This window comes from Ohtaekwangia sp. (genome assembly GCF_036786105.1).
Taxonomy (GTDB): Bacteria; Bacteroidota; Bacteroidia; order Cytophagales; family Cyclobacteriaceae; genus Ohtaekwangia.
On the sequence record NZ_DAIQRQ010000050.1, the window covers coordinates 1 to 24475 of the forward strand.

At 43.1% G+C, this 24475-nt stretch carries 17 protein-coding genes; 9 read left to right on the top strand and 8 right to left on the bottom strand.

Annotated elements, in window-relative coordinates:
• From V7Q33_RS17570 to V7Q33_RS17585, 4 genes are all read right to left on the bottom strand, one after another.
• The coding region (locus V7Q33_RS17570) for a hypothetical protein (RefSeq protein WP_333820665.1) at nucleotides 1-224 on the bottom strand (224 nt) is incomplete at its 3' end.
• An 81-nt stretch (nucleotides 225-305) separates the two neighbouring features.
• Nucleotides 306-734 (bottom strand): ASCH domain-containing protein, encoded by a 429-nt coding sequence (locus tag V7Q33_RS17575; protein ID WP_333820666.1) that lies wholly within the window; start codon nucleotides 732-734, stop codon nucleotides 306-308.
• Nucleotides 731-2794 (bottom strand): GNAT family N-acetyltransferase, encoded by a 2064-nt coding sequence (locus V7Q33_RS17580; RefSeq protein WP_333820667.1) that lies wholly within the window; start codon nucleotides 2792-2794, stop codon nucleotides 731-733. Before V7Q33_RS17580 ends, V7Q33_RS17575 begins: the two co-directional genes overlap by 4 nt.
• A gap of 121 nt (nucleotides 2795-2915) precedes the next feature.
• Nucleotides 2916-5360, bottom strand: a complete 2445-nt coding sequence (locus tag V7Q33_RS17585; RefSeq protein ID WP_333820668.1) for a DUF5686 family protein — start codon at nucleotides 5358-5360, stop codon at nucleotides 2916-2918.
• Nucleotides 5361-5640: 280 nt separating this feature from the next.
• Here V7Q33_RS17585 and V7Q33_RS17590 point away from each other — a divergent pair, with 280 nt between their 5' ends.
• The 3 genes from V7Q33_RS17590 (at nucleotide 5641) to V7Q33_RS17600 (ending at nucleotide 8130) form a co-directional block, all read left to right on the top strand.
• Nucleotides 5641-5994 carry a YciI family protein gene (locus V7Q33_RS17590; protein ID WP_331975022.1) on the top strand — a complete coding sequence of 118 codons (354 nt, stop codon included), beginning with the start codon at nucleotides 5641-5643 and terminating at the stop codon, nucleotides 5992-5994.
• Between the two features lie 232 nt (nucleotides 5995-6226).
• A complete protein-coding gene (locus V7Q33_RS17595; RefSeq protein ID WP_331974440.1) occupies nucleotides 6227-7459 on the top strand; it encodes an RNA polymerase sigma factor in 1233 nt (410 codons plus the stop codon).
• A 41-nt stretch (nucleotides 7460-7500) separates the two neighbouring features.
• On the top strand, nucleotides 7501-8130 hold the full coding sequence (locus tag V7Q33_RS17600; RefSeq protein WP_333820670.1) for a hypothetical protein: 630 nt from the start codon (nucleotides 7501-7503) through the stop codon (nucleotides 8128-8130).
• 64 nt (nucleotides 8131-8194) lie between these two features.
• Here V7Q33_RS17600 and V7Q33_RS17605 read toward each other — a convergent pair whose 3' ends face one another.
• Together V7Q33_RS17605 and V7Q33_RS17610 are read right to left on the bottom strand one after the other, a co-directional pair.
• Entirely contained in the window at nucleotides 8195-8659 is a 465-nt protein-coding gene (locus V7Q33_RS17605) for a cold-shock protein (RefSeq protein ID WP_331974339.1), read from the bottom strand.
• A 282-nt stretch (nucleotides 8660-8941) separates the two neighbouring features.
• Nucleotides 8942-9925, bottom strand: coding sequence for a hypothetical protein (locus V7Q33_RS17610; protein ID WP_333820671.1), 984 nt, complete (start codon nucleotides 9923-9925; stop codon nucleotides 8942-8944).
• Nucleotides 9926-10125: 200 nt separating this feature from the next.
• On the opposite strand from V7Q33_RS17610, the gene V7Q33_RS17615 reads away from it, so the two are divergent.
• The 4 genes from V7Q33_RS17615 (at nucleotide 10126) to V7Q33_RS17630 (ending at nucleotide 15200) form a co-directional block, all read left to right on the top strand.
• On the top strand, nucleotides 10126-11106 hold the full coding sequence (locus V7Q33_RS17615; protein WP_333820672.1) for a phosphotransferase enzyme family protein: 981 nt from the start codon (nucleotides 10126-10128) through the stop codon (nucleotides 11104-11106).
• 153 nt (nucleotides 11107-11259) lie between these two features.
• Complete coding sequence (locus tag V7Q33_RS17620; RefSeq protein WP_333820673.1) at nucleotides 11260-13230, top strand: T9SS type A sorting domain-containing protein; 1971 nt, start codon at nucleotides 11260-11262, stop codon at nucleotides 13228-13230.
• Between the two features lie 7 nt (nucleotides 13231-13237).
• Complete coding sequence (locus tag V7Q33_RS17625) at nucleotides 13238-14437, top strand: sigma-54-dependent transcriptional regulator (protein WP_331974347.1); 1200 nt, start codon at nucleotides 13238-13240, stop codon at nucleotides 14435-14437.
• Nucleotides 14438-14468: 31 nt separating this feature from the next.
• Complete coding sequence (locus V7Q33_RS17630; protein ID WP_333820674.1) at nucleotides 14469-15200, top strand: hypothetical protein; 732 nt, start codon at nucleotides 14469-14471, stop codon at nucleotides 15198-15200.
• A gap of 106 nt (nucleotides 15201-15306) precedes the next feature.
• Here the strand turns inward: V7Q33_RS17630 and V7Q33_RS17635 are convergent, their stop codons facing one another.
• The gene (locus V7Q33_RS17635; protein WP_331974351.1) at nucleotides 15307-16683 is read right to left on the bottom strand and encodes an ethanolamine ammonia-lyase subunit EutB; all 1377 of its coding nucleotides are present in this window, start codon (nucleotides 16681-16683) and stop codon (nucleotides 15307-15309) included.
• A gap of 2 nt (nucleotides 16684-16685) precedes the next feature.
• Entirely contained in the window at nucleotides 16686-18029 is a 1344-nt protein-coding gene (gene eat, locus V7Q33_RS17640) for an ethanolamine permease (RefSeq protein WP_331974353.1), read from the bottom strand.
• Nucleotides 18030-18684: 655 nt separating this feature from the next.
• Here eat and V7Q33_RS17645 point away from each other — a divergent pair.
• Nucleotides 18685-19539: a universal stress protein gene (locus V7Q33_RS17645; protein ID WP_333820675.1), complete on the top strand. Its 855-nt coding sequence runs from the start codon at nucleotides 18685-18687 to the stop codon at nucleotides 19537-19539.
• A gap of 289 nt (nucleotides 19540-19828) precedes the next feature.
• A complete protein-coding gene (locus V7Q33_RS17650; protein ID WP_333820676.1) occupies nucleotides 19829-24469 on the top strand; it encodes a T9SS type A sorting domain-containing protein in 4641 nt (1546 codons plus the stop codon).
• Nucleotides 24470-24475: the final 6 nt, after the last annotated feature.

The following is a 24475-nucleotide window of genomic DNA, read 5'->3' on the forward strand; positions in this document are numbered from 1 at the left end:
TTTGTCGCTGCATCGAGTTGATCGAATAACTTGAACAGGTTGGAGAGATCTCCCAGGGAAACGTGAAAATCAAGAGGAAGAAAATCGTGCTGGTGGATCAGGTATTCCAGGAGCAACAAGCGTACCGTGCGGCTGAGACGGTTAGGAGGCGTGCGATTTAAAAATATTCTAAGTGCCTCTTCAATTTTTGGTGAGAGAGGTTTGTCTAATAAATAAGCTGCCATCGACATAAGTGCTTCATTGTTTAACAGGCGCAAATGTAGAATAGGCTGACAAGATAAGTGTGGGTGAATTCGCCCACATCGTTACATTGGAGTTAGATAAAATTTTTCATGGGGATTAAAGTTTACAAAGTATTTATAGGTTTGGGGTGGAGTGAATTTCGGAAGTTGTTTTTTAATAGCGTTGAGGTATATTTTATCGGATAACCTAACTACGTTTTGTAACATAATGCCAACGGCGGTTTCCGAGCTTTTATAATATTTAAAATAGCTTTCCTTGTCAATGCCAAGGCTTTTCGAATGAAGCTGCCACATTCTTTCCGGAGAATGCGTTATAACTTGTTTTATAGCGGCAACACCAACGATTGCTTTGATTGGTGAAGTACAGTAAATGATTACATAATCCCCAGGAGAAACGTTGGGTTTTGATTTCCGTAATTCAATTGTTTTGGACCCATTCAAAATCCTATCTACATATTGTTGTTTAATTGATAAAAGGACGTATTTACTCATTTGATTTGTTTAGCTTCTTTATAAATCTTATTAAAGATCGTTGAGTTAACTTTAACTGGTGATGTAAAAGTATTTTTTTTAAAGTTCTCGGATAACATAATTTCCTGAACTCTTTTTAATTTTATCGGTTTTTCAAACACCTCAGTATCACTGAATTGTAATGCCTTGATGGGATTTCTGCTATTTTCTCCTGCTAACTTAAATATCTCTTTCCATTTATACACACCATAACGTTTGAATACTGTGAAAAGCCGCTTAGCCTCACCAATTTCAACATTGTTAAGATACGAGCATGCTACAATGGCCTTTTTACGAGGAAAGTCTTTTTGTTCGCTTGCATACCATAGGATTAGGCCTGGATATTTTTCAAGATTAGGCTTGACGCTTCTATAGTATACATTTTCTCTGCTCCATGATAGCTCTGGTGGAGCCCCGAATATAAATGAATTAGCACTAATTGAATCAAACAACTGAGATGCCCAGTATGGTTTTATCGGAACTATGAAGACTGGCCGCTCTATATTAGAAAGTTTTAATGGCCATAACTTTCGTTCGATGTCGAACAAAAATTCATTTTTCTCATTTTTATTGAGGCTGCTTACCATTCCAAGTGTTTCTGTGAAATGTTGATATTGACCAAGGGGTGAGTACCTATCAAGCAACTCATCAGAGTGACATATTCCAGACAGCGCTATCTTACACCAACTGTTTTGTAATTTAAAGAATCCGTTTCTAATAAGAATAGAAATAAAATCACTTGGTAAGCTTTTCTCTTGAATATCAATAATACTTTTTTGATTGTTTACTGCATCTCTTATGAATTCTGTTAGAATTTGATTGAATAGTGTATTCCTTAGGACATTTTCCTTTAGCCTTACAAAGGGCACTTCTATACTTTCGATTTGATATTTGATTCCGAAGATGCAAATTTTCTCGTTTTCAGGTGAAATAATGACTTTTACGCAGGAGTTTTGAGAGTCTGATACAGTGTTGAAAACCACTTGTTGAAATTCTGCCTTTTTTTCTTGATGGCTCTTATTAAGAAATATATCTATACAGGACGCTAATTGCGATGAATTGATTTTTTGAATAGTATATCTAGCTCCTTGCAGCCTGGCAGGTTCATACAATTGTTTGTTTTTAAGTTCATCGAGTTCAAGTATAAATTCACTTGGGCGTAGTATTCGTATGTTTAAATAATCTTGGATGGCTTCCCTTCTCGTTAAAATTTCACTATCTATTGTTATGAAATATTCGGCTTCACAGGCTTTGCATTCAGCTATTTGTTTGCGGTCGGAAATATAATTAGCAGACTCGCCTGGATGCAGGGTTTCAAGCTTAGGCAGATATTTTTGTATTTCCTTTGGATTGCAGGTTAGTGACTTGAAATTATTACTCAGATACTGCCGAGTAAGGTCTGTACGCTTGTGATCTTGGTCTCGGTGTATTTCATTGAGAGTTTCTTTTGCATAGAAAAAATCTACTTCGTCAATTAACCAATCTGACATTAAAAAATGTACTTCTTCTATGGAAGAATCACAATCTCTTAGCTTGATGATAATGTTCAGATCTAGCACCACTTTTAGTGTGGAGACTTCTTGTGTAAAGAGATTAGGTCTTCCAAATTCAAACCAGAACTTTAGCAAGTACTTTTCTTCCGAACTCCTGCTCCTGGTTCTCTTCAATATAACAAAGCCGTATTTTTCCCACAATTTGCACGCATGTGTATAGTCTTCTCGGCAACTTACTAGCATACCTGCGAATTGATGTTGGTATTTATTCTGGATTGCATCCAAAAGTATTTTAGGAATACCTCTATTCCTGTGATTTTCATGAATACAGACTTGTGTTATTCCTATTCTGTCTTTTGAACCTGCTATTCTAAAAAGACAAAAACCAATCACCATATCATCATCGTGCGTTACCACAATACATTTCTTTTTTGCTTGATCTATATATGCATCTCGGGGCATTAAACCAAGTGTAGCCGAGTTCCGTTTGCCTAAAGCAATAACTTGTTCTAAAAAAGGATCTAGATGATTGATAAATTTGATATTCATACAACGTAGTTTTCAAGAGCTGCTATCAGAGGATATATTTACAATTAATATTCGAATATGAGCAATGAGTTGTCGGTTTCTTTTTAATAGTGTTTACTACCACCTTTTATGGTATCTTTTTTTACAATGTAAACGTAAAATTTACCCTATACACAACGTTATCACTCTGCACAGGCAACTGGTACGGCCCGTAGCGATAGAATATCGATCCGCCAAAATTAAAATATCCCAAACCTATATACGGTATTCGTATAATATTATCCAGCCCAATACCCGATTCGAAGTAGCCTTTATCCATGCTTTGAATAAGTATACCCTGATGTAGCGAAGCGTGCGTAAGTGTGCCCACGCTGGCATGTTGAAAGATGAGCAGTTCGGGTTTAGAGTATTTTTTACGAAGCAGCACGTTGCCAAAATTATGGCGAAAGAATATAGCCACATATTTTGAAGCTGTAAATTCGTATAATCCCATCGTTTGAAAGTTATTCTCTACGTAGAACGAAGAAGTCTTGCCACCGCGACCGTTGAATAGCTTTCCATAGGGCGCATTGCCATCTACTATACCAGCCATTATTGTAACCATTGTTTTTCCGAAGGCAGTGTAGCGCGTCTGATGTTTCAATGTGAAATCGTAAATGGTATACCGGAAGTCTTTAGCATTAAAGAGATTCAGCGCTTTGGTGAGCGCGAATGTTATTACCGGATACTTGTATGAAAGGAATATTTTCTTTCCCCGCAGGCTGGTATAACTTTCCTGCCGCACATAACGAATGGCGAATCCACCTTCTGCGATGTTAAAGGTACTTTGTGGTTCTCCGTTCACCTGCATGGTGTACGCATAGGTTGGCCTAATCTCGTTGTAGGCGAGAGATGCCAGTGCATGTATATTCGGCAGTATGCGATAGCCGAATTCGGTTTTGTATGCTGTAATGCCATCGTATTGTGAGGCGGCCCACTTACGAAACGATGAGTTGCTCAAAAATTGTCCTTCGTTATATTCATGCAGCGAGCCGGTTTCATAGATGGTATGTGCATAGGAGAGGCGCAGAAAAAAATCGCGGTTCCGGTTGAATGTGAGCTTCACTTCGCCACCATATTTACTTTGATGATCTTTTATACCGTAGCCATAGAAGCCGCCAGCTCTTATTAATTTAGAAAATCGGTCGTTGGTATAGAGTCCCATGCCGATGCGTGTTCCTTCGTATTGATTGAAAGAAGCTACTTTGCTCAAATCGATCTCCGCCCAGCCCGCCGGTATATATCCGGTAGCAAGCGCCTCGAAGACGCCATCGAGCCAGCGTACTTTGCGCATCATCGTATCCATGGCTACCATCGTGTTTAGTTCTTTTACATCCAGCGGAGCAACTCGGTATCGATCGAGTATAGCCGCATTTACATTTTTATTGATAGACGAAAGCTCCAGTTTAATGTCGCCAAACTCATGGGCATCCACAGGTGGATCGATTTTTATCTCTTTAAAGAAACTGCGTTGCTGTGCTTTTAACGTGCGGCCTGCGAGGTTGAGGTTATGAAAGTCCATATCGGTGTTTAACTGTACCGGAAACCAGTGCCCGTCAATCTTTTCATAATCCTGCTGAAAGCGTATACCTACCATTGCCAACGAATCGGCTGCAGACGCCATTACATTTTTTATAGCATAATTGTCGACAGAAATGGAGATAAGACCTTCAAGTCCGTTGAAATACTTTTTTTCACGCGGACTAAATTGTATAACATATACTGTATCGGTATGATAGTAGGTCGTATCTACAATATAAAAATCGTAGCGTCTGAATGTGCCAGGCTGTATCGGGTTGATGAACTCTTTGCCGAACAGTGCTATATTTTCGTCATAGAAAGAGAAAGGCTGCGCATCCATAGCAGCACTGCTAAAGATGGGACTCTTGAATCCGGAGATGTTATAGGCCAGCAACTTTTCTTTGCTCTGCCCCGGGTTCATCACTTTCTTTTCGGATACAGACTCACTCAGAAACAAATTCGACATCTCCGCCAGTTTATTGAATTGCATGATGTCTTTCTGATCTTTAGTGAGTTTAACCGAATCGGGCTGATGTTGCCAGACGTAGAGCAGGGAATCTGTTTTTCGATCGGGCTCGCTTGGTGTTACCAGGAATTTGGAGTAAGAAGTATAGCTGTATGACTTCAGATTTTTAGGATCATTTTCTTTTCGATGTTCTATCGCTTGGCGGATGATTTTAAAGGCTGGATTCTCGCCTGACAGCACAGTAAGCTCTGATAGCAGTGTGGAATTTTGCTTCAGTGCGATCGTTGTCTTTTGATGGAATGCCGACAAAGGTAGTGTTGCCTTCTGATAGCTTACGTGCGACAAGAAAACGGCCCCGGTATATCCGGTGGGAATGGAAAGCTTGAAGTTTCCTTCAATATCCGAATTGGTTCCATGCCTGCCATCCTGAAGTGTAACACTTACAAACGCAATGGGTTGTTGCGTAAGACTGTCGATCACTTTGCCGGATATAACGCTCTGTGCACGACCCGTATAGGCCATCGCCAGCAGCAGGAAGAGTAAGGCAGAACGGTTGCGCATACATTGAGTTATACGGAATTAAATATATACATATAATCCTACTTTGTCACGTTTGTGATCTTGTTTCATAGAATGAATGATCATTGCCTGTTGTAAACCAGGTTGATCGTCTTGGTCGGAAGTTGACAAAGTGGGATGATTATGTTGCTATAGATGCAGCTGTGATTTTTGCAGAGTATCTTTGATTAAGAGGAAAAATAAATGGGGGCGAATGTCCAAATCCGGTAATCCCGATTGTCATATAAATGTAACACATTTATAAACCTTAAACATAAAACACATGCAAGAGTACGCTTTGATTATGAGACATGAAGATGGCAGCAAGATTGCTTCGCCGGAACAAATGCAGCAATGGATGAAACAGACTATGGACTGGATTGGTGGCATTGCCGCACAGAACAAATTTGTAAGCGGCACGGGATTGCCATTCGATGATGCCCGTGTGGTGAAGTCGAACAAGGTTGTTGTTAACGGGCCGTTTGGTGATGTGAAGGAAACCATTGGAGGTTTTATCATTGTACGCGCCAATTCAGTGGATGAAGCTGTAGAGTTTGCCAAAGGTTGTCCGGTATTGCAGGGCGAAGGCAACACCATGGAAGTACGCAAGATCGCGAAGGGAGATGGTGTTCATTAGTCGTTATCCGTTACCGGTTAATCGTTATCGGGAAAAGTATATTAACGGTTACTCTAAACGATCTGTGCTATTCTGTGAAATCTGTGGGAATAAAATGCATTTATTTCCCACAGATTTCACAGAATAGCACAGAAAAATAAGTTATTCGCTACACGTTAATCGTTAATAGAATCTTTCTAATAACGATTAACGTGTAGCGAATAACTTCTCTTCATTGAGTGTTTTGAAAGTTATGCAGCAACAGGAACTGATACCACATTTATTCAGAACGGAGTTTAGAAAAATTACTTCGGTGCTTGCCAGGCGGTTGGGCATTGAGCACATAGAAGTTGCCGAAGATATAGCGAGTGAAACCTTTTTACTCGCCATGGAAACATGGCCCTATAAAGGCCTTCCGGATAACCCAACGGCTTGGTTGTATGCTGCCGCAAAGAACAAAGCTAAAAACTATATACATCGGCATAACCTGTTTGCCGGTAAGATTACCGAGCAGGTAAAGGAAGCAACACCATTGCTGGAGGAAATTGAAATTGACTTGTCGGAACAGAATATTACCGACAGTCAGTTGCAGATGTTGTTTGCATTGTGTCATCCTGCTATACCGGTGGAGGCGCAAATTGGTTTATCGCTTCGCATACTCTGTGGCTTTGGTATTGAAGAGATTGCCAATGCTTTTCTCACGAACAAAGATGTCATCAATAAGAGATTGTTCCGGGCTCGCGAGAAACTGCGGCAGGAGAAAGTAATGATCGGGTTTCCGGATGAAGCAGAGATCGCTAAACGCCTGGAAACCGTGCTGACTACCCTATACCTGCTTTTCAGCGAAGGTTATTATTCAGAAAGTGAAGACAGTGTTCTGCGCGAAGACCTTTGCCAGGAAGCTATGCGGCTAACCCTGTTATTGATAGAGAATACTCAAACCAGTCAGCCATCGGTACATGCACTGTATGCATTGATGTGTTTTCAGGCTTCGCGTTTTAAAGCGCGCAAGGACTCAAAAGGAGAGATGATCCTGTATCACGACCAGGATGAAAATCTCTGGGACCGAACTCTCATCTCTCAAGGTGCCTGGTATCTTCATCGGGCATCACAGGGAAATATACTGTCGCGGTATCATATCGAAGCCAGCATTGCGTACTGGTTTACAATAAAGGCCGACACTTCAGAAAAATGGGAGGCTGTATTGCAGCTATACAATCAGTTGCTGGTGATAGAGTATTCGCCTATAGCCGCATTAAACCGCACGTATGCACTGGCGAAAGTAAAAGGCAATGCCATTGCGATTGCCGAAGCCGAGAAACTAAACCTGACTAACAACCACTTTTACTTCGCGTTGCTGGGCGAATTATATAAAGGTATAAACGATGCAAAGGCGAAGCTGAATTTCGAAACTGCCTATAGTCTTGCAAAAACGAAAACGGATAAGGAGATCATCCGGAAGAAAATAAATATGCTGACAGAATAGCCGTTGGGATTAATTCTATATTTACGAAACTCGAAGTAAATATGGTTTTGGCGGTACTATATGCGGTAATTTTAGTCGGGATTATTATATCTTCATTTTTTACCAACTCCTGGGCCGACCGCTATGAGCGTAATCTTATTGCAGGGCATTGTATTTCGGGATTGATCTTTTTTCTCGATGCATGCCTGGTTGCCATTGCAGACACGTCTTTACGAACTGCCTGGATAGATCATTTCATCGGGATGGTATTTTTGCTGACGGGTGCTATGATATTCGCCTTCTATAGAAGAAAGCTTCCTCTTATATCCAAAATATATTTTGGAGCTTATATATATTATCCGCTGATAGTGCCTTTGGCCGTTTTAGCAGACCGTATCTTTGCATTGCTGGTGGCTGCACCGTTGCTGGCAGTGCTGCTTTATCCGCAGGTATATTATGATGATAACCATTTTTCTTTGAGATCTTCCAATGGGATGGCCATTGGAGTAACATTAGTAAGAAAGGGTCTCTTCACCGAAACGGCAATTGGAGAACATCGGGAGCGAATAATTAATGACGAAGAGATTTTGTCAGACCTTGAAGTGGTAACGCAAAACAGCGATAGTATTGTAATCTCTGTAAAGGTGAACGGCCAGCCGAAGGAAGTAGTATTTTCAAAACGGCATTTTTAGAATTGGAGAAAGGCTAAATAAATAACCACCCGTTGAGGTGGTTATTTATAATGAGGATAATCTCTTAATGGATAACCTTTACACGAACCGCGCTCAGTCCCTTCGGGCCGCGTTCTGTTTCAAAGGTAACCGTGTCGTTTTCCTTAATGGGGCCGTTTACGTTGTTTACGTGTACAAATATGCTTTCCTGAGTCTGTGAATCTTTAATAAAACCGAAACCTTTGCCGCTATTGAAGAACGTAACTTTACCTTTTCGGGCAGAATCGGCTGCATTGTTACCTTGCTCTGAATTGCTGTTTCGGGCACCGATCACCACATCTTTTTCATCGATAACTTTCTTCTTGGTAGGATCGGGAGGAGTAGATACAATGTTTCCATTTTCATCTACGTAGGCGAGCATGTCTTCGAAGCTTCGCCCTTCTTTGGCTTGCGCTTTTCGTTCTTCTCTGCGCTGTTCTTTTTCTTTTTTCTTCTGAAGCTTTCTCTTCTCCAGGTCTTTTTTGTGTGCTGACTCGTCTTGTTTGGCCATAAGGTTTTAAATCGTATACATCTCCTGTCGTGCTACTCTGGAAGCACTCAATTCTTTTCACAAAACAGAAAACGACTTCAAGATATCAAATTATTTGCAAAAATGTTTGACAATTCGTTCATCAGAACTACCGTACTTTTCCGGTATATCTTCACAATAGCGGGTTTACGGTCAACGAACACACGGTAACAGAGCATAGGAACGCAGGAATTTGGCCATCTGGACGATCAGATGTACCATAAAGAAATTTCCCGAGGCAATTGCCTCCCTGAGGTACCACGATCATTGAGGTTTGAGTTCGTATCCTACTACCGAATATATACCCAGCCTGTAACCAATACCTAATTCAAACATAAATCCGGAAGCCTCATGAAGATTGAAAAAGACAGGTCTCGCAGACGCGTGAAAATTTATCATATTTTGGACAAGGGCAGGACGTTTCCCGAACCAGCTTTGTATGCTAGCTTTTCCAAATGCCAGTTCGTAGTGAGCGGTTAACGCAGGACTGAATCCTTTCAATTGCAGATAATCACTATTCGCGTTATCGCGACTCACAATGTTTTGAAGGGCGTAACACAATTCCAACTGTGCGTGGAGTTTACGCCGTTCTTCATTAACGAGTGTTTTGTTTATGGCTCCTCCGACAAACATAGTAGGCGGTGCGTTGTTCTGCGCCCGGCTGGTAACAATCGGGTAATCTTTTTTCAAACTGTTTCCATAGAGCGACATTACCAGGCCTGCTCCAATAGTTTTTTCGTTCATATACATGAACTCCATGCGGAACCCGCCTCCCGGACGCAGGTATTCGGATGCATTGCCGGCAAAAGCATTGGCCGCCCCGCTTATCAGTACGTCCTCGCGCCAGTGCGATCGTTCAATCGATTCGAAATCATCGATTGTTAGTGGCCTTTGAAAATAGGTTGTGCGTCTGTTTGAGAGGTTGTATGTCGGGAACGTGAGCTTCATAAAATATATATAACTCTCCGCGGTTCCATTTACAATGCGTTGCCGAAACCTGGGCAACTTTATAGATTTTGTTACCAGACTGTCGAGTATCGCCCGGTCATCTATTCCCCTTATATCTTCCAGCGTAGCATTCCCGTTTGCATCTACACTATACATGAATTCGATGGGCAAATCTTGCAGAATTTTTCTCTGTGCTGTGGTGAATCGTATTTTATAATACCTCGCAGCTAATTTGGAAAGGCCTCCCTCAGGTTCTGATACATCTGTGCTATCAACCTGCTGCGCTAATCCTGCCTGCATGCAGAATATAAGAATAAAAAAGAAAACAATCCGAAACATAATTATAATCAAGCCGGCAAAGATAACAACTGAATTTATATGCCTATGAACGTTTTGTCACCCATGCTGTTTAGCATACATTATTAACCGAATTTTTTAACTTCACTCGTTTTAAGGATAGTCCGAATGGTGCGACTTTCCTGCAACCAATCTTTCTACGTGTGAAAAAAATTCCGGCTGCCAGTTCCATATTATCAGCAGAGCATCTCAACCTGTTTGCAAGAGCGCTATACGCATTGTCTTCTCAATCAGCAGCCCGGTTGCTGAAAGCGGGTATCAATCATTCTTATCTTATTGAAGATGGTGCTGCCCGATATATCTTCCGTATTTATAGTTTAAACTGGCGTACCAGGGACGAAATTTCGGAAGAGCTTAGATTTATAGATCATTTGTACAGGGCCGGCGTCCAGGTTTCCTATCCTATTGCCGATGCGAATGGAAATTATATTCAAACCGTAGGTGCGCCCGAGGGCGATCGATTGGCTGTCATGTTTTCGTATGCTCCGGGGAATAAACTTCAGAATTTTTCAGCCGATGTACATGAGCAGATCGGCGAGTTGATGGGCCGCATTCATCTGAAAGCTGAAGACTTTGTGTTGGATCGAATCACTTACTCAGCCCGGGTGCTGTTGGTAGAGTCACTGGAATCGGTAAAGAAGTTTCTTCCTGCAGACAGCGATGAGATGACTTTCCTGTTTGCGACACAGCAGGAACTGCTACACGCTTTTCGGTCTGTTAACACCGGAAATCTCCGGAAAGGAGCGGTACACCTGGATATATGGTTTGATAATCTCAACATCAGCCCGGAGCAAGGCATTACCCTTTTCGATTTTGACTTTTGCGGCAATGGATGGCTTTGCCTCGACATAGCCTATTACCTGATGCAGCTGTTTGTACTGGAACCCGATGAGAAAGAGTATATATTAAAAAAAGACAGTTTTCTGAAAGGCTACGAGCGTATGGTGAAGATTCACGATGAAGAGAGACGTATACTGCCGATGCTGGGTATATGCCTGCACTATTTTTACCTGGGCATTCAATGCAGGCGATTCGAGAACTGGTCGAATGTATTTCTCAATGAAGTCTACCTGAAACGTTACGTTGCCGTACGAATCCGGAAATTCGTTAACGCTATATCCTGATAAGTGTGCTGTCTTTCAGGCTCATCAGTGGTGCTCGTATGGGGTACACCCATCTCTTTTATAGCATAGAGACACCGTGGAAATAGCATTATATTCACGGTATCATGATTATTAAATATTTTTTTTAAATTATCATGTTAAAACCCTCCCGTTATGAAGTTAAAAGCGCGGCAAACGCCCAGGCCAACGGTTACCACTAAACTTAGCACCAAGCTTATCATTATCGGTTCTGTCTTCGCTGTGGCAGGTATTATCATTGCCGGTATTATTTTCTATCTTAATGTTGGCGTGCCCTTTACGGCAAAGGCGGCCACTTCAAATATCAGCGGCGTTATCAATAGTTACCTGCGGGTTACCAGTATCAGCAGCAGAACGTTTACAGCCGATAACCTTTCGGGAAGTATTGCTGATTTCGCAGTGGGTAAAACGATTATGATTTACCAGGCAAAAGGAGCTAACATCGACAACTCGAATACTTCCAGTTATGGAACGATTTCAAGCCTCAACAACGCAGGCTACTACGAATTTGCTGTGGTATCCGCGCAATCCGGATCGGGTCCCTATTCAATTACCGTTACCAGTCTTACCAACAGCTATACTGCATCTGATTATGTTCAGTTAATCAGTGTGCCTTCGTATACTGATGCTACCGTAACCGGAACCATCACGGCCACGCCTTGGAGTGCTACTTCCGGTAGGGGAGGCGTTGTAGCGTTCCAGGTTTCCAATATTCTCACCTTGGGCGCCAGTGTTAATGTTACCGGGCAGGGATTTGCAGGAGGCGCCAGTGGCGGAAGCAATGGCGATTGCCCTGACAATACCACCTATAAGTCAACATCCAATGACTTTGCAGCGAAAGGTGAAGGTGTTTCTACCGATGGGAGTTTATATGCGCGTGGTGCCCAGGGCAACGGTGGTGGTGGTGGTAATCCGCATAACGCAGGTGGCGGTGCCGGCAGTAATCACACCTATGGAGGCAATGGAGGGCAGGGCTACCAGCCAGGGGGTAGTTGTGCTATTGCAAATGCCGGAGGAATTGGAGGAAAGGCGTTCACCTATTCATCGCTTACCAACAGGATATTTTTTGGTGGTGGCGGTGGATCAGGCCAGCAGAACAATAACCTGGCATCGAGTGGTGCAAATGGTGGAGGCCTCATTGTTATACGTGCTAAAACCGTGAAATCAACTTGTACAGGAACCTATGGCTTTATTGCCGATGGTGCTAATGCTGCCAACACCGGGGGCAATGATGGGGCCGGCGGTGGTGGAGGCGGTGGCGCCATTGTGCTGGATATTAATAACTATTCACTTACCTGCGGAATTATTGCCAGGGCCAACGGAGGTAACGGAGGCAATGTAACCGATGCAGCCTCTCATGGTGGTGGTGCGGGTGGCGGTGTGGGTATCATTATGGAGACCAATCCTACTTCCAACGCCAATGTCACCATACAAAGCACAGTTGGCACTACAGGTAAAGATTGTGCCAGTTGCACAAGCAATACAGCAACCCCGGCAGGAACTCCGGCAGCCAGTAGAATGTCGATTACATCTATACCAGGCACCGGTATTATTACTTTACCGGTAAAGCTGTTATACTTTTCCGGTGTGGTGGCAGACAATGCTGTGAATCTGAGCTGGGCTACTGCTACCGAAGAGAACAATGATTATTTCACGATTGAACGCTCATCAGACGGTATCACATTCGATTCAATCCTGTATGAAAAGGGAGCCGGTAATTCTACGAAGGAAATCAGGTATTCGGCTACTGATAAAACAGTGCGTACTCCGGTTACATATTACCGTTTAAAGCAAACTGATCTTGATAAAAAGTATACGTATTCAAATGTAATATACGTTGATACGAAGACGATTAAAGGATCGGATGAAGGCGGCTCGATTTCGATTTATCCGAACCCGGCATCCGATAAATTGAACATTGTAGTGACAGGTAATAATACAACGGCTGTGAAAATGACGAGCAGCAGTGGTAAAGTAGTATATACCAATACCTTTAACGAAACGGAGTTGCAGGTAGACGTAACGGCCATGGAAACCGGTATATATATACTGGAAGTGTCCAGCGGCCATGAGAAGAAAACAGAAAAATTAATTGTCAGACATTAATGTAGTTATGAGTAAGAAATATGTTACAAGGATTTTTTTGGTAGATGACGACCCCATCATTACCCGGTTTATCAAGATTTCGCTGGAGCAGAACGATCTATATGATGTACATGTATTTGAGAACGGTAAAGATTTTTTAAACAACCTACATCTGGCCCCTGATATTGTTATTATCGACTACAACCTGCCCGACATGAGCGGTGTAGAAATTCTGCAACGTATAAAGGAAATAAACCCCGACATACGTACGATCCTCCTCTCCGGTCAGGAGAAATTGGAAGTAGTAGTGGAAGCCTATAACAAAGGTGTGAATAACTACATCATAAAAAACGAAAATGTAGTATTTGAGCTGAATAACTCTCTGCGAAATCTCATTGACAGTACAAACCTGCGCAAGGAGGTTATTGAACTTCGTGAGCAGATCATTGATCGTAACCGTTACAATGCAATACTCGGCGAAAGCAAACCGGTACTGCAGGTGTTGAAGCTCATTCAGAAAGTTGAGAACACAAATCTGATTACCTTAATAACCGGCGAAAGCGGTACCGGGAAGGAAGTGGTGGCAGCATCCATTCACTATAACTCACCACGCAGTCGCAAACCTTTTGTGCCGGTAAATATGGCAGCTATACCGGTAGACCTTATTGAAAGTGAACTGTTTGGTCATGAAAAAGGCGCTTTTACCGGAGCCACCTATAAACGCATTGGTAAATTTGAAGAAGCCAATGATGGCACAATCTTCCTGGATGAGATAGGAGAAATGCCGCTTGATCTGCAGGCTAAGCTGCTACGTGTATTGCAGGACAGTAAAATTACCCGCGTGGGCAGCAATAAAGAAATCAAGCTGGATATACGTGTGATTGCCGCCACCAACAAAGACCTCGGGCAGCGCGTACGCGAAGGTAAATTTCGTGAAGATCTGATGTACCGCCTGCAGGGATTTCTCATTCATCTGCCGCCTTTGCGCGAGCGTGGCAATGATATAATTATACTGGCCAAAAGTTTTCTGGCTGCTTTCTGTAAATCAAACAAAATGCCTTTCAAGACTATATCTAACGGTGCTGCCGAGCGCATGCTTCGGCATACATGGCCGGGCAATGTGCGTGAGTTGAAGTCAGTGATCGAACGTGCTGCACTGCTCAGCGATAGTCAGCAGATCGAAACTGATGATATACTTTTTACAGAGAGTGGTTCAAACGCTGCATAAGAATAAGTATATCGATAAGGTTTAAATTTCAATGAAGCTTACGCGGATTATACTGGGCAGTGTATTGGGAATATCGTTTACTGCCTTAGTCATCTTTTTATTTTTAATAGACGAAACCGATTACTGTGAGCACGGCTCAGGGCCTACCTCGGTGCACGTAAAAGTATTTGATAAGCGTACCCATACGCTTATCGACTCGGTACGGTTGGCGATACGCTATGGTGCTTCTATGGACTATATCGTTGACACAATTTTATACCAGCAGGATGGCGTCAGTTATCGCTGGACCATTCCTGAAAATGATTGTGAACCTTACTGGGCGGAAGTCTTCAATAAACATTATTGGGTGGATTATGAAGATACCACGGCAAATCATAGTGTAAAGAAAGGGCAGGCAAATGAGTTTGTGACTTATTTGAAGCCTGCTACAACCATGAACATTTCGCTAACGCGAGATAGACAGGATCATCAGCAGGACACGGTGTTTCTCTATATTCAAAAAGGTAACGGAGCGTATGAGCGGTGGAGCTATTATTCTCAGGATGATTTTGAAGAGGTGGATAAATCGTATGGAATCGCTCCCTATGCTATTCACGATAGCCAAGGCAAACGTACTATTTCAACCGACTATTCCATAGAGAGCGGGGTTGATTATAAAGTAAAGTGGATACTAAAAGAAAAGAACTACATCGATTCATTATATTCGGCCTTCAAGGCCACACCCTTTGATACGGTAGTAGTGGCGTATGAGTTTAAGAAGTAAATAGAGGTATAAAATTTTGGTATCAGCTGAATATATATGCGTTGTTGGTATATCTATTTACCACAAGAGGCAGAAATTCTGACTGCGATATAGATATACATGGATACTATAGCCGCTCTTTCAATAATGGATGCGAGGCAACGACTGTAATAAAATTACCCTCTGCGTCTGCTATGCCCTGCCGGATGAGCCATTGCTCAAACTCGGGTGCCGGTCGCAGGCCCAGCAATTTTCGGATGTAGAGCGCATCGTGAAATGATGTTGATTGGTAATTAAGCATAATATCATCTGCCCCGGGTACACCCATAATAAAATTGCAGCCGGCAACACCGAGCAGCGTAAGAAGATTATCCATGTCGTCCTGATCGGCTTCAGCATGGTTTGTATAACAAATATCCATTCCCATCGGAAGGCCTAGTAATTTTCCGCAAAAATGATCTTCGAGTGCGGCCCGGATAATTTGCTTGCCGTCAAACAAATATTCGGGACCAATAAACCCTACTACCGAGTTAACCAGCAAGGGCTGAAATTTACGGGCCACGGCATACGCCCGGGCTTCGCAGGTTTGTTGATCGACACCTTCATGTGCATTGGCAGAAAGTGAACTGCCTTGTCCCGTTTCAAAATACATTACATTTTTTCCTATACTTCCCCGATTCAATGCAAGAGTACCGTCATAAGCTTCCCGGAGCATGGCGAGGTTTATACCGAAACTCTTATTCGTTTTCTCGGTTCCACCAATGGACTGAAACGCCAGATCTACAGGAGCGCCTTTTTCTATTAGCTGTAGCGTTGTTGTTACATGACACAACACGCACGATTGTGTAGGTATAGCGAAGCGTTCACGCACATGGTTAATCATGTTGAGGAGTGCGTGTACGGCAGCCGGGTTGTCAGTTGCAGGGTTTATACCAATCACGGCATCGCCACTGCCATAAAGTAACCCGTCAAGTATACTGGCTGCAATGCCTTTCAAATCATCGGTGGGATGATTGGGTTGTAGTCGTGTGGCGAGATGCTTCTTAAGGCCCAATGTATTTCTGAAGCGCGTAATCACTTCACACTTCGAAGACACCATGATCAGATCCTGGTTCCGCATCAGTTTGGAAACAGCGGCAATCATCTCCGGAGTAAAGCCTGAAGCGTATTGCTGAAGTACAGTGGTAGTTGCCTCATTGGAAAGTAGCCAATCACGTAACTCACCAACCGTGAAACCGCTGATGGGAGCAAAGGCTGAGGAATTATGTTCATCGATGATCAATCTTGTTATTTCATCGCGCTCATAAGGTATAACCGGCTCGTGAAGAAAGGTTTTTAATGGAACGTCAGCCAGTGCAAGTTGTGCTGCCACCCGTTCTTCATAACGGGCAGCGGCTAATCCGGCCAGCGCATCTCCGGAACGAAAGGGCGATGCTTTCGCCAGTAATGTGCGCAGATCGTCAAAGGTATAGGTTATATTTCCTATCGTATACCGGTAAGCCATAGCTAGTTGATTTCAGAAATAGTAGCGAACCCGCCTTCCACTATAGAAGGCATGCTTTTTCTTTTCCACGAGAACAACATAACGCTAACATCAAACCCAATGAAGAAGATAACACTGAGCCAGAAATTATAGTATATAATGGCGATCAGACACAGTATGGAAAGTACCAATGCAATGTATGGAAGGAATGGATAAAACGGTGCTTTTACCGGGCGGTAAAGATTGGGTTCATTTTTACGCAGTGTAAAGAGGCTTAGCATGCTGATGATGTACATAACCACCGCTCCCAATCCTGAGAGAATGATTAGTTTGTCAGTAGTGCCTGAGTATAATGCAATGATTCCTATTACACCACCGATTATGAGTGCCCAATGTGGTGTCTGGTAGCGCTTGTTCACGGCGGCCAGCAGGGGCGGAAGGAAACCGCTGCGGGCGAGTGCAAAGAGCTGCCGTGAGTAACTGATAATAATACCATGAAACGATGCAATCAATCCGAAGAGTCCTATACCGGCAAATAATTTCGTAATGCTGTTATTTTTTCCTAATACCGCAGCAATAGTTTCCGGTAAAGGATAGTCGATCGTAGCCAGTTGTTGCCAGTCGGCAGCACCGCCGGAGAGTATCATCACCCCCAGTGCCAGCAGTGTTAATGTGAGTATCCCGGATATATATCCCAGCGGTATATTTCGATGCGGATCTTTCACTTCTTCCGCCACCATCGCTACACCTTCTATGGCCAGGTAGAACCATACGGCAAATGGCAGTGCAGCGAATATTCCTGTCCATGATAGAGGCAGGGCGTGGTTGGTAAAGTTGCGTATCTCAAAATGAGGCGCAACAATTCCCATAAAGATGAGCAGCTCTGCAACCGCCAGCAATGTAACAACCAGGGAAAATACAGCTGACTCTTTTATGCCCAGCATATTTACCAATGTAAAAATTACGTAGCACACTACTGCCGTTTCCAATGCCGGCAAGGAAGGATATATAAAATGTGTATAGCTCCCGAGTGCAAACGCAATGGCAGGTGTTGCCAGTAAAAATTCAACCAGCGTGGCATAACCCGCCAGCAGCCCTCCCCACGGTCCGAAAGCGCGCAACGAATAGGCAAATGGCCCGCCCGCATGAGGTATAGCGGTAGTCAGCTCCGTGAAACTGAAAATGAACGCTATATACATAACCGTAATAAGAAGTGTAGCAATAAGAAACCCAACTGTACCGGCAACTCCCCATCCGTAGTTCCAGCCGAAGTATTCGCCGGAGATAACAAGGCCGACCGCGAGTGCCCAAAGATGTATGGGACGCAGAACTTTTTTGAGTGTTATTGTTTCGGTGGAATGGTCCATAGCATTACAATGTACTAAAACGAGACTTCACGCCGATGGAAAAGCTGTGTTGTTTTTTGGGGCACAAGTGATGAAATCTCCCTCTTTCGATTGCAGAAAAACCTCAATAGCAACGGATAGAAAGGTTGGCACAAGTTTTTTCACGCAGTTACCAAAAAACAAATAACAGGTTATGAAAAAGGTATATTACAAGGGAGAACCCTACGATTTCAAAGTCACTCGTCTTGAATCCGGACAACGTCATTACGCTTTATACAGAGATAACTTATTGACCCATTCGGTGATGGAGGAGGATTTGGATAAACGTACTCTTGTATCCTTTATTCTGGATGCTTACTACAAAAGCATGAGCGACCCTCAGCCTACTCTCCTGCAAGTCTTAAAATGATGTTTGATTTTAGAATTCACAGGTTATGGAATGTATTGTTGAAAGATCGGAGTCTGAGATTCAGGAACAATCTCTATCTGTAAAGAGGTTAAATTATATTATACCACTACTGTCCTATAGCCTGTCGCTACTGGCCTTCAAAGTGGTAAAAATTTTTTTTCAGGTGTAGTAAAGAACGACAAATTTCGGATCATCTCATTTTCAGGAAGAACCGGAATTTTTCATTCCCCTGCCGGAAGTTGACGCATTACTTAACTAAATATACTTATGAAAAAGATATTGGTACCAACGGATCTCACGCCAATAGCAGAACTTGGTCTGAAGCTGGCTGTGGAGATCGCCAAACGTGCAGATGCTGTAATCAGCCTGGTGCATTTTACACCGCATCCTGTAGACGAAAGTTTTTCTGCTACCGGAGACGTTAACTACAAGGTAGATGAAGAAGCTACATTAAATACACTTCGCTTGCTGCGTGCGGCCAAACAGCGCATGGAAGACTTAGCCTCCCAATATAGTGTAGGTAATGTAATGATCGGGACTTCCATTGTTGACAATGGTTTCAAAGCAGGATTGGATGAGTACATTAAGAATGAAAATATAGATCTTATTGTGATGGGAACCTCCGGAGAAGAAAATATCCAGGAGTTATTTACAGGAAATCACACGGAACAGGCCATTATGGTCTCTACTTGCCCCGTACTATCTGTACGCGATGGATTTCGTATGGAGCAGTTTAATAATATCGTTGCAGCGGTGGATGTTATACCCGGTGGTGAAAGTGCACGTGGCTTGGAAACGCTTGGGTTACTGGCAAGGTACTTTGATGCTCATATCCATTTAGTACACGTTCGCGATGTTGCTTCTGATCGTGAACCCATTGAGCAGGAATATTTTAAACAAGCAGCAAAAATTGCAAACCTGGATAATTACTCAGTTACCATTCTGGAGGGGCATGATGCTGCTGAACGAATCATCGAATTTGCACGCCAGGTGGGCGCAGGACTCGTTGCGGTGTTAAAGAATAGCGGTAACGGTTTTCATATATTCTCCAATCATTTTTCCGACCGTGTAGTAAAAGAAATGGGTAGACCGGTACTTACGGTTAATTTGCATAACACCTAACTGGGGGATCAAATGAGATGTATTCCCTGTACTACGTATAAATACGGATATTAATCTAGGTATTTATTGCAGCTTATATAGTTAATAATACAGAAGTCTTCAAAAATTGAATTAGTATACCTTGCAAAGTTAATCAGTGATTAATAATAGGCTTAATCACTAAATTTGAGGTATTAAATTAAATTCACTCATGAAGGCTTTAATCTTTACGTACCACTGGCGGGTTTGTAGCCGGCTGATCTCTCTTTATGGATTTAGGGATAGAAGTAATCCCCTGCTACGCGCCGCTTTGATATTGATTTTCTTGGGAGTAAGTCATTTTTCTTTCGCAGCTTCGCGATATTGGATTGCATCGTCATCCTCCAATTGGAACAACACGGCTAACTGGTCGGCAACTTCCGGAGGTACAGGGGGGGCATCCGTTCCCGGATCTTCGGATGTAGCCAATTTCGATGCTAACGGATTGGGGACCTGTGTTCTTGATATGGCTCCCACGATCAATGGATTAACCATTAGCGGATATACCGCAAATATAGACCTGAGTGGCTTTACACTTACCATTTCAGGTTCAAGTGCTCTGACGTTTTCGTCAGGAACCATAAATAATACGGGTGCCTCAGCATCTGTTGTGTTGAGCAGTACAGGAGCCGCAACATTCAGCGGCACAACCGTTTCGGTTAACATTAGCGGAACTGCGGGAAGCCTGACTTTTAGCGGAGGTTCAACCTTTAACGGCACAGTTACCCTTTCTGCCGCAAACGTTCTTCTAAATGGAACGACCAGCTCCGTTAACACTTTTAACGGTACAACCACACTCACCAAAACCGGTACTGGTAATGACTATGGTACTGGAGGAAACAGATTTAATGGAACCACAACACTGAAAAATACCGCTACGAGCGGAACGTTTGAAAGTGCCAATAACTATTATGATATTTTTAATGGAGATCTGACATTGACATGTTCGAATTCTGGGGCTAGTATTCCAATCGCCGATGTAGTGTCTGGTACTCAGTTTAATGGCAACATCATTGTGAATTCCTCTGGTGGGGATATTAGTTTCGGTAATGGTGGTAGCGGTTCTACACCGACAGCAACGCTCGCGGAAGGTAAGACCATTACAGCTGGTACATTTACCAGCGGCGTTTTAATTCTGGCGAACTTTACCCAAGGCACTGTGGTTGGTGGAACTGCACAGACGTTAACCCTAACAGGAACAGCGGCCCTCCATTTAGGTGCATGGTCTGGAAATGCGGCGCCGTCTTCCCCCATTTCTACATTCAACGGAGCAGTAACTTTCAAAGCCCCACAGATATACTTGAACGGTTCTACCTACAATAGTACTACTTATATAGAAAAAACAGGCGGTTCTACCAATTTGGGCCACGGCAGTAATGTGTTCAATGGAACTACTACTCTTGTCAATTCAGGCAGTGCGTCTTTAAAAACTGCCAATAGCAAACCTGATACATTTAATGGTGTATTAACCCTGACCAACTCGGGTAGCAGTGATCTCTCTATTGCAGACAAAGCCGCTGGTAATGTTATTAACAATAATGTTTTTGTGAATTCAACCGCTGGTAATGGTGTTGCCTTTGGCGGTAATAGTCCTGCTACGGTGTCGCTGGCTAGCGGAAAAACAATTTCAGTAGGCACTTCATTTACCACAGGATATTTAGGGTTGTATAGATTTACTCAATTGGGCAGTACAGCCCAAACATTAACCTTAACAGGAACAGCAATCTTAGCGATCGGTCCATCTTCAACGTTTAATGGGAATGTTACATTTAAGTCGCCACAAGTCTATTTGCAGGGATGTACGTATAATGGTACTACCTATATCGAAAAAACAGGAGCAACCTCAAATCTGGGCAGTGGTGGAAACACCTTTAATGGAACCACAACTTTAGTAGATTCCGGAAGTGGTTATTTTGCGACAGCATTTAGTTCTCCCGATATTTTTAATGGAGATTTAACAGCAACTAATACAGGCTCGGCTTGGGTAGCACTATCAGACAATGCTACGGGAACCCAGTTTAATGGTAACATCATCGTTAATTCTACCAATGGTACGGCATCTGCCGGAGTAACATTTGGTAATGGCCCAGGCTCTTCAATGACTTGTACACTGGCCGCCGGTAAAACAATTAGTGTAGGAGGTATTGGATTTTCCGCCGGCCGTCTGCGATTGAGAGGCTTTATCCAAAGCGGGGCTACTCCGCAGACTCTCACATTAACAGGAACCGCTATACTGAATGTCGGGAACTTGTCAACTTTCAACGGTGCTTTGACCTTTAAATCACCACAGTTATACCTGGATGGAGCCACCTTTAACGGTACAGCGTATCTTGAGAAGACCGGAGCTACCGATAATCTTGCTACATTGGGTAGCAGCACATTTAACAGTACTGCTACAATCGTAAACAGTGGCAGCGGCTATTTGCGAACAAACGGCGGCCATACCTTCAATGGCACTACTACCATAATCAGTAGTGGATCGAATGATGTATTGCTTGAGCTTACAACAGCCAGCACCTATAATGGAGATGTGACTTTTACGAACTCCGGATCGTCAAGAATTTACCCTGCCTATGCCGGAGCCAATGCTTTCAATGGTAATATTATAGTAAACTCTACGGCAGGAATCGGCATTACTTTTTGCGCAAGTACTGGTACAGCAACACTTGCCAATACGAAAACAATCTCTGTAGGAGGCTCTGGCTTCTCCGTTGGTACGTTAACCCTGCAACGGTTCACCCAGGTAGGTTCAACACCCCAAACCATGACTTTTACAGGAACGGGTATTTTGGATTTAGGTGTATCGTCTACCTACAATGGCGCAGTGACATTCAAAGCTCCGCAGGTTTTGTTAGACGGCAGTACTTATAATGGTACGGCATACCTGGAAAAGACCGGGGCTATTGAGAGTCTTGGAAACGGTAACAATATATTTAACAGCACAACCTCTATCGTCAACAGCGGAACTGGAAACTACAGAACGAAAGGAGGTAATACATTCAACGGTGTCACTACCATTACAGATACAGGCAGTGGTGATATACTTTTGGAACTCAATGCCGCAAGTACTTACAATAACGATGTTACTTTCACCAATTCCGGTAGCTCTTATATTCGTGCGGCCTATATTGGTGCAAATGCTTTCAATGGCAATATCTACGTTAACTCTTCTGCCGGAATAGGAATTTATTTCAGTGAAAGTGCCAGCGGTTCTGCAACCTTAGCCAGCGGTAAGACCATATCAGTCAGTAGCAGTTTTACCAGTGGTACACTGCTTTTGCAAAGATTTACGCAAACTGGCGCAACGTCACAATCTCTTGCGTTTACAGGCACAGGCTCCCTTTCAATAGGGCCCACCGTTGTGTTTAACGGTAATGTAAACTTTGTATCACCGCAAGTATATCTTAATGGTGGTACGTATAATGGAACTGCTTATATTGAAAAGAGCGGGGCTACTTTAAATGGATCAAATGGCGGAAATACGTTCAATGGTATAGCAACGATTGTGAACAGTGGCTCGGCTGTATTTCGTTTGGCGGGATCATCAGGAGATACTTTTAATCAATCCGTTACATTTACTCAATCATCAACCGGGGCTTTACAACCAGCTTACAGTGGAACAAACTATTTTTACGGCGACATTACAATCAATAGTGCAGCAGCGCTGACATTTGCTGCCAATACAGGTTCAGTCCAGCTTTCCGGAAGCGCTAATCAAACCATTAGCTCCCCGTCTTCCATTCCTATTATTAAGCAGCTGGTTGTAAATAAAACTTCCAGCAGCAATACAGTCACATTAAGTTCTCCTGTGACAATAGGAAGCTCTGCTACATTGACAACAGGCGTTATTAACACATCAGCATCTGCATACTTGAACTTTGCTGCAGGAAGCTCTTATACCGGCGGTAGTAGTTCCTGCTATATAGACGGGCCGGTTCGTAAAACAGGTAATACAGCATTTACTTTTCCAACCGGCGACAATTCTATTTACCGCACGATAGCGATCTCTGCACCAAGCGGTGGTACAGATGCCTTTACAGCGCAATATTTTGATGCCGCACAAACTTATGGTGATGCGAGTACCTATTCAGTCCCTCTTTATACTGTAAGCTCCTGCGAGTATTGGATATTGGATAGAAGCGTAGGTACTTCCAACGTATCAATTACATTAAGTTGGAATACTGCTGATTGTACTGGAACGTATATAGTAGATCCCTCTACGTTGGTTGTGGCTCACTGGAACGGCAGTGCATGGGTAAGTGAAGGGAATGGAGGAACTACTGGCAGTGCATCGACGGGTACAATAGTATCGGGTGCGGCTGTAACCAGCTTTAGCCCCTTTACATTAGGGTCAAGCTCTGGAATAAATCCGCTCCCTGTAAAATTCGCTTCGTTTGGCTGTAGCAAAACAGAATCAGGCACTGTTCAATTACACTGGGTCACAGCGAGCGAGCAGAACTCCGATTATTTTTCTATTGAGAGATCAAAAGATGGATTAAGTTTTCAATCTGTTGGTACACGTGAAGCTGCCGGAAACAGTGTAGCATCCAAAAGTTATTTCTTTGAAGATAAAACTCCGTATTCCGGTAAAGCATATTATCGCTTGAAGCAGGTGGATCTGGATGGAAAATCAGATTACTCAGAAGTATGTTATGTAAATAATGAGTCTGAAGATGTAGCACTGACACTATATCCGAACCCAACCAATAACATTGTTTATCTAGATCTGCGCGGGGTGGAACCTACTTCAGTTTCTCTGTTTGATAATCGGGGCCATATAGTGTCAATTACACCGGAGTATCGTGATGAGGCAACGACACTTAATTTATCAGGACTTCCCGAAGGATTTTATGTTGTGCAGGTAAATGTGAATAGAAAAGTCTTTTATGAAAAGATAGTTGTGCGCCGATAAATTTTC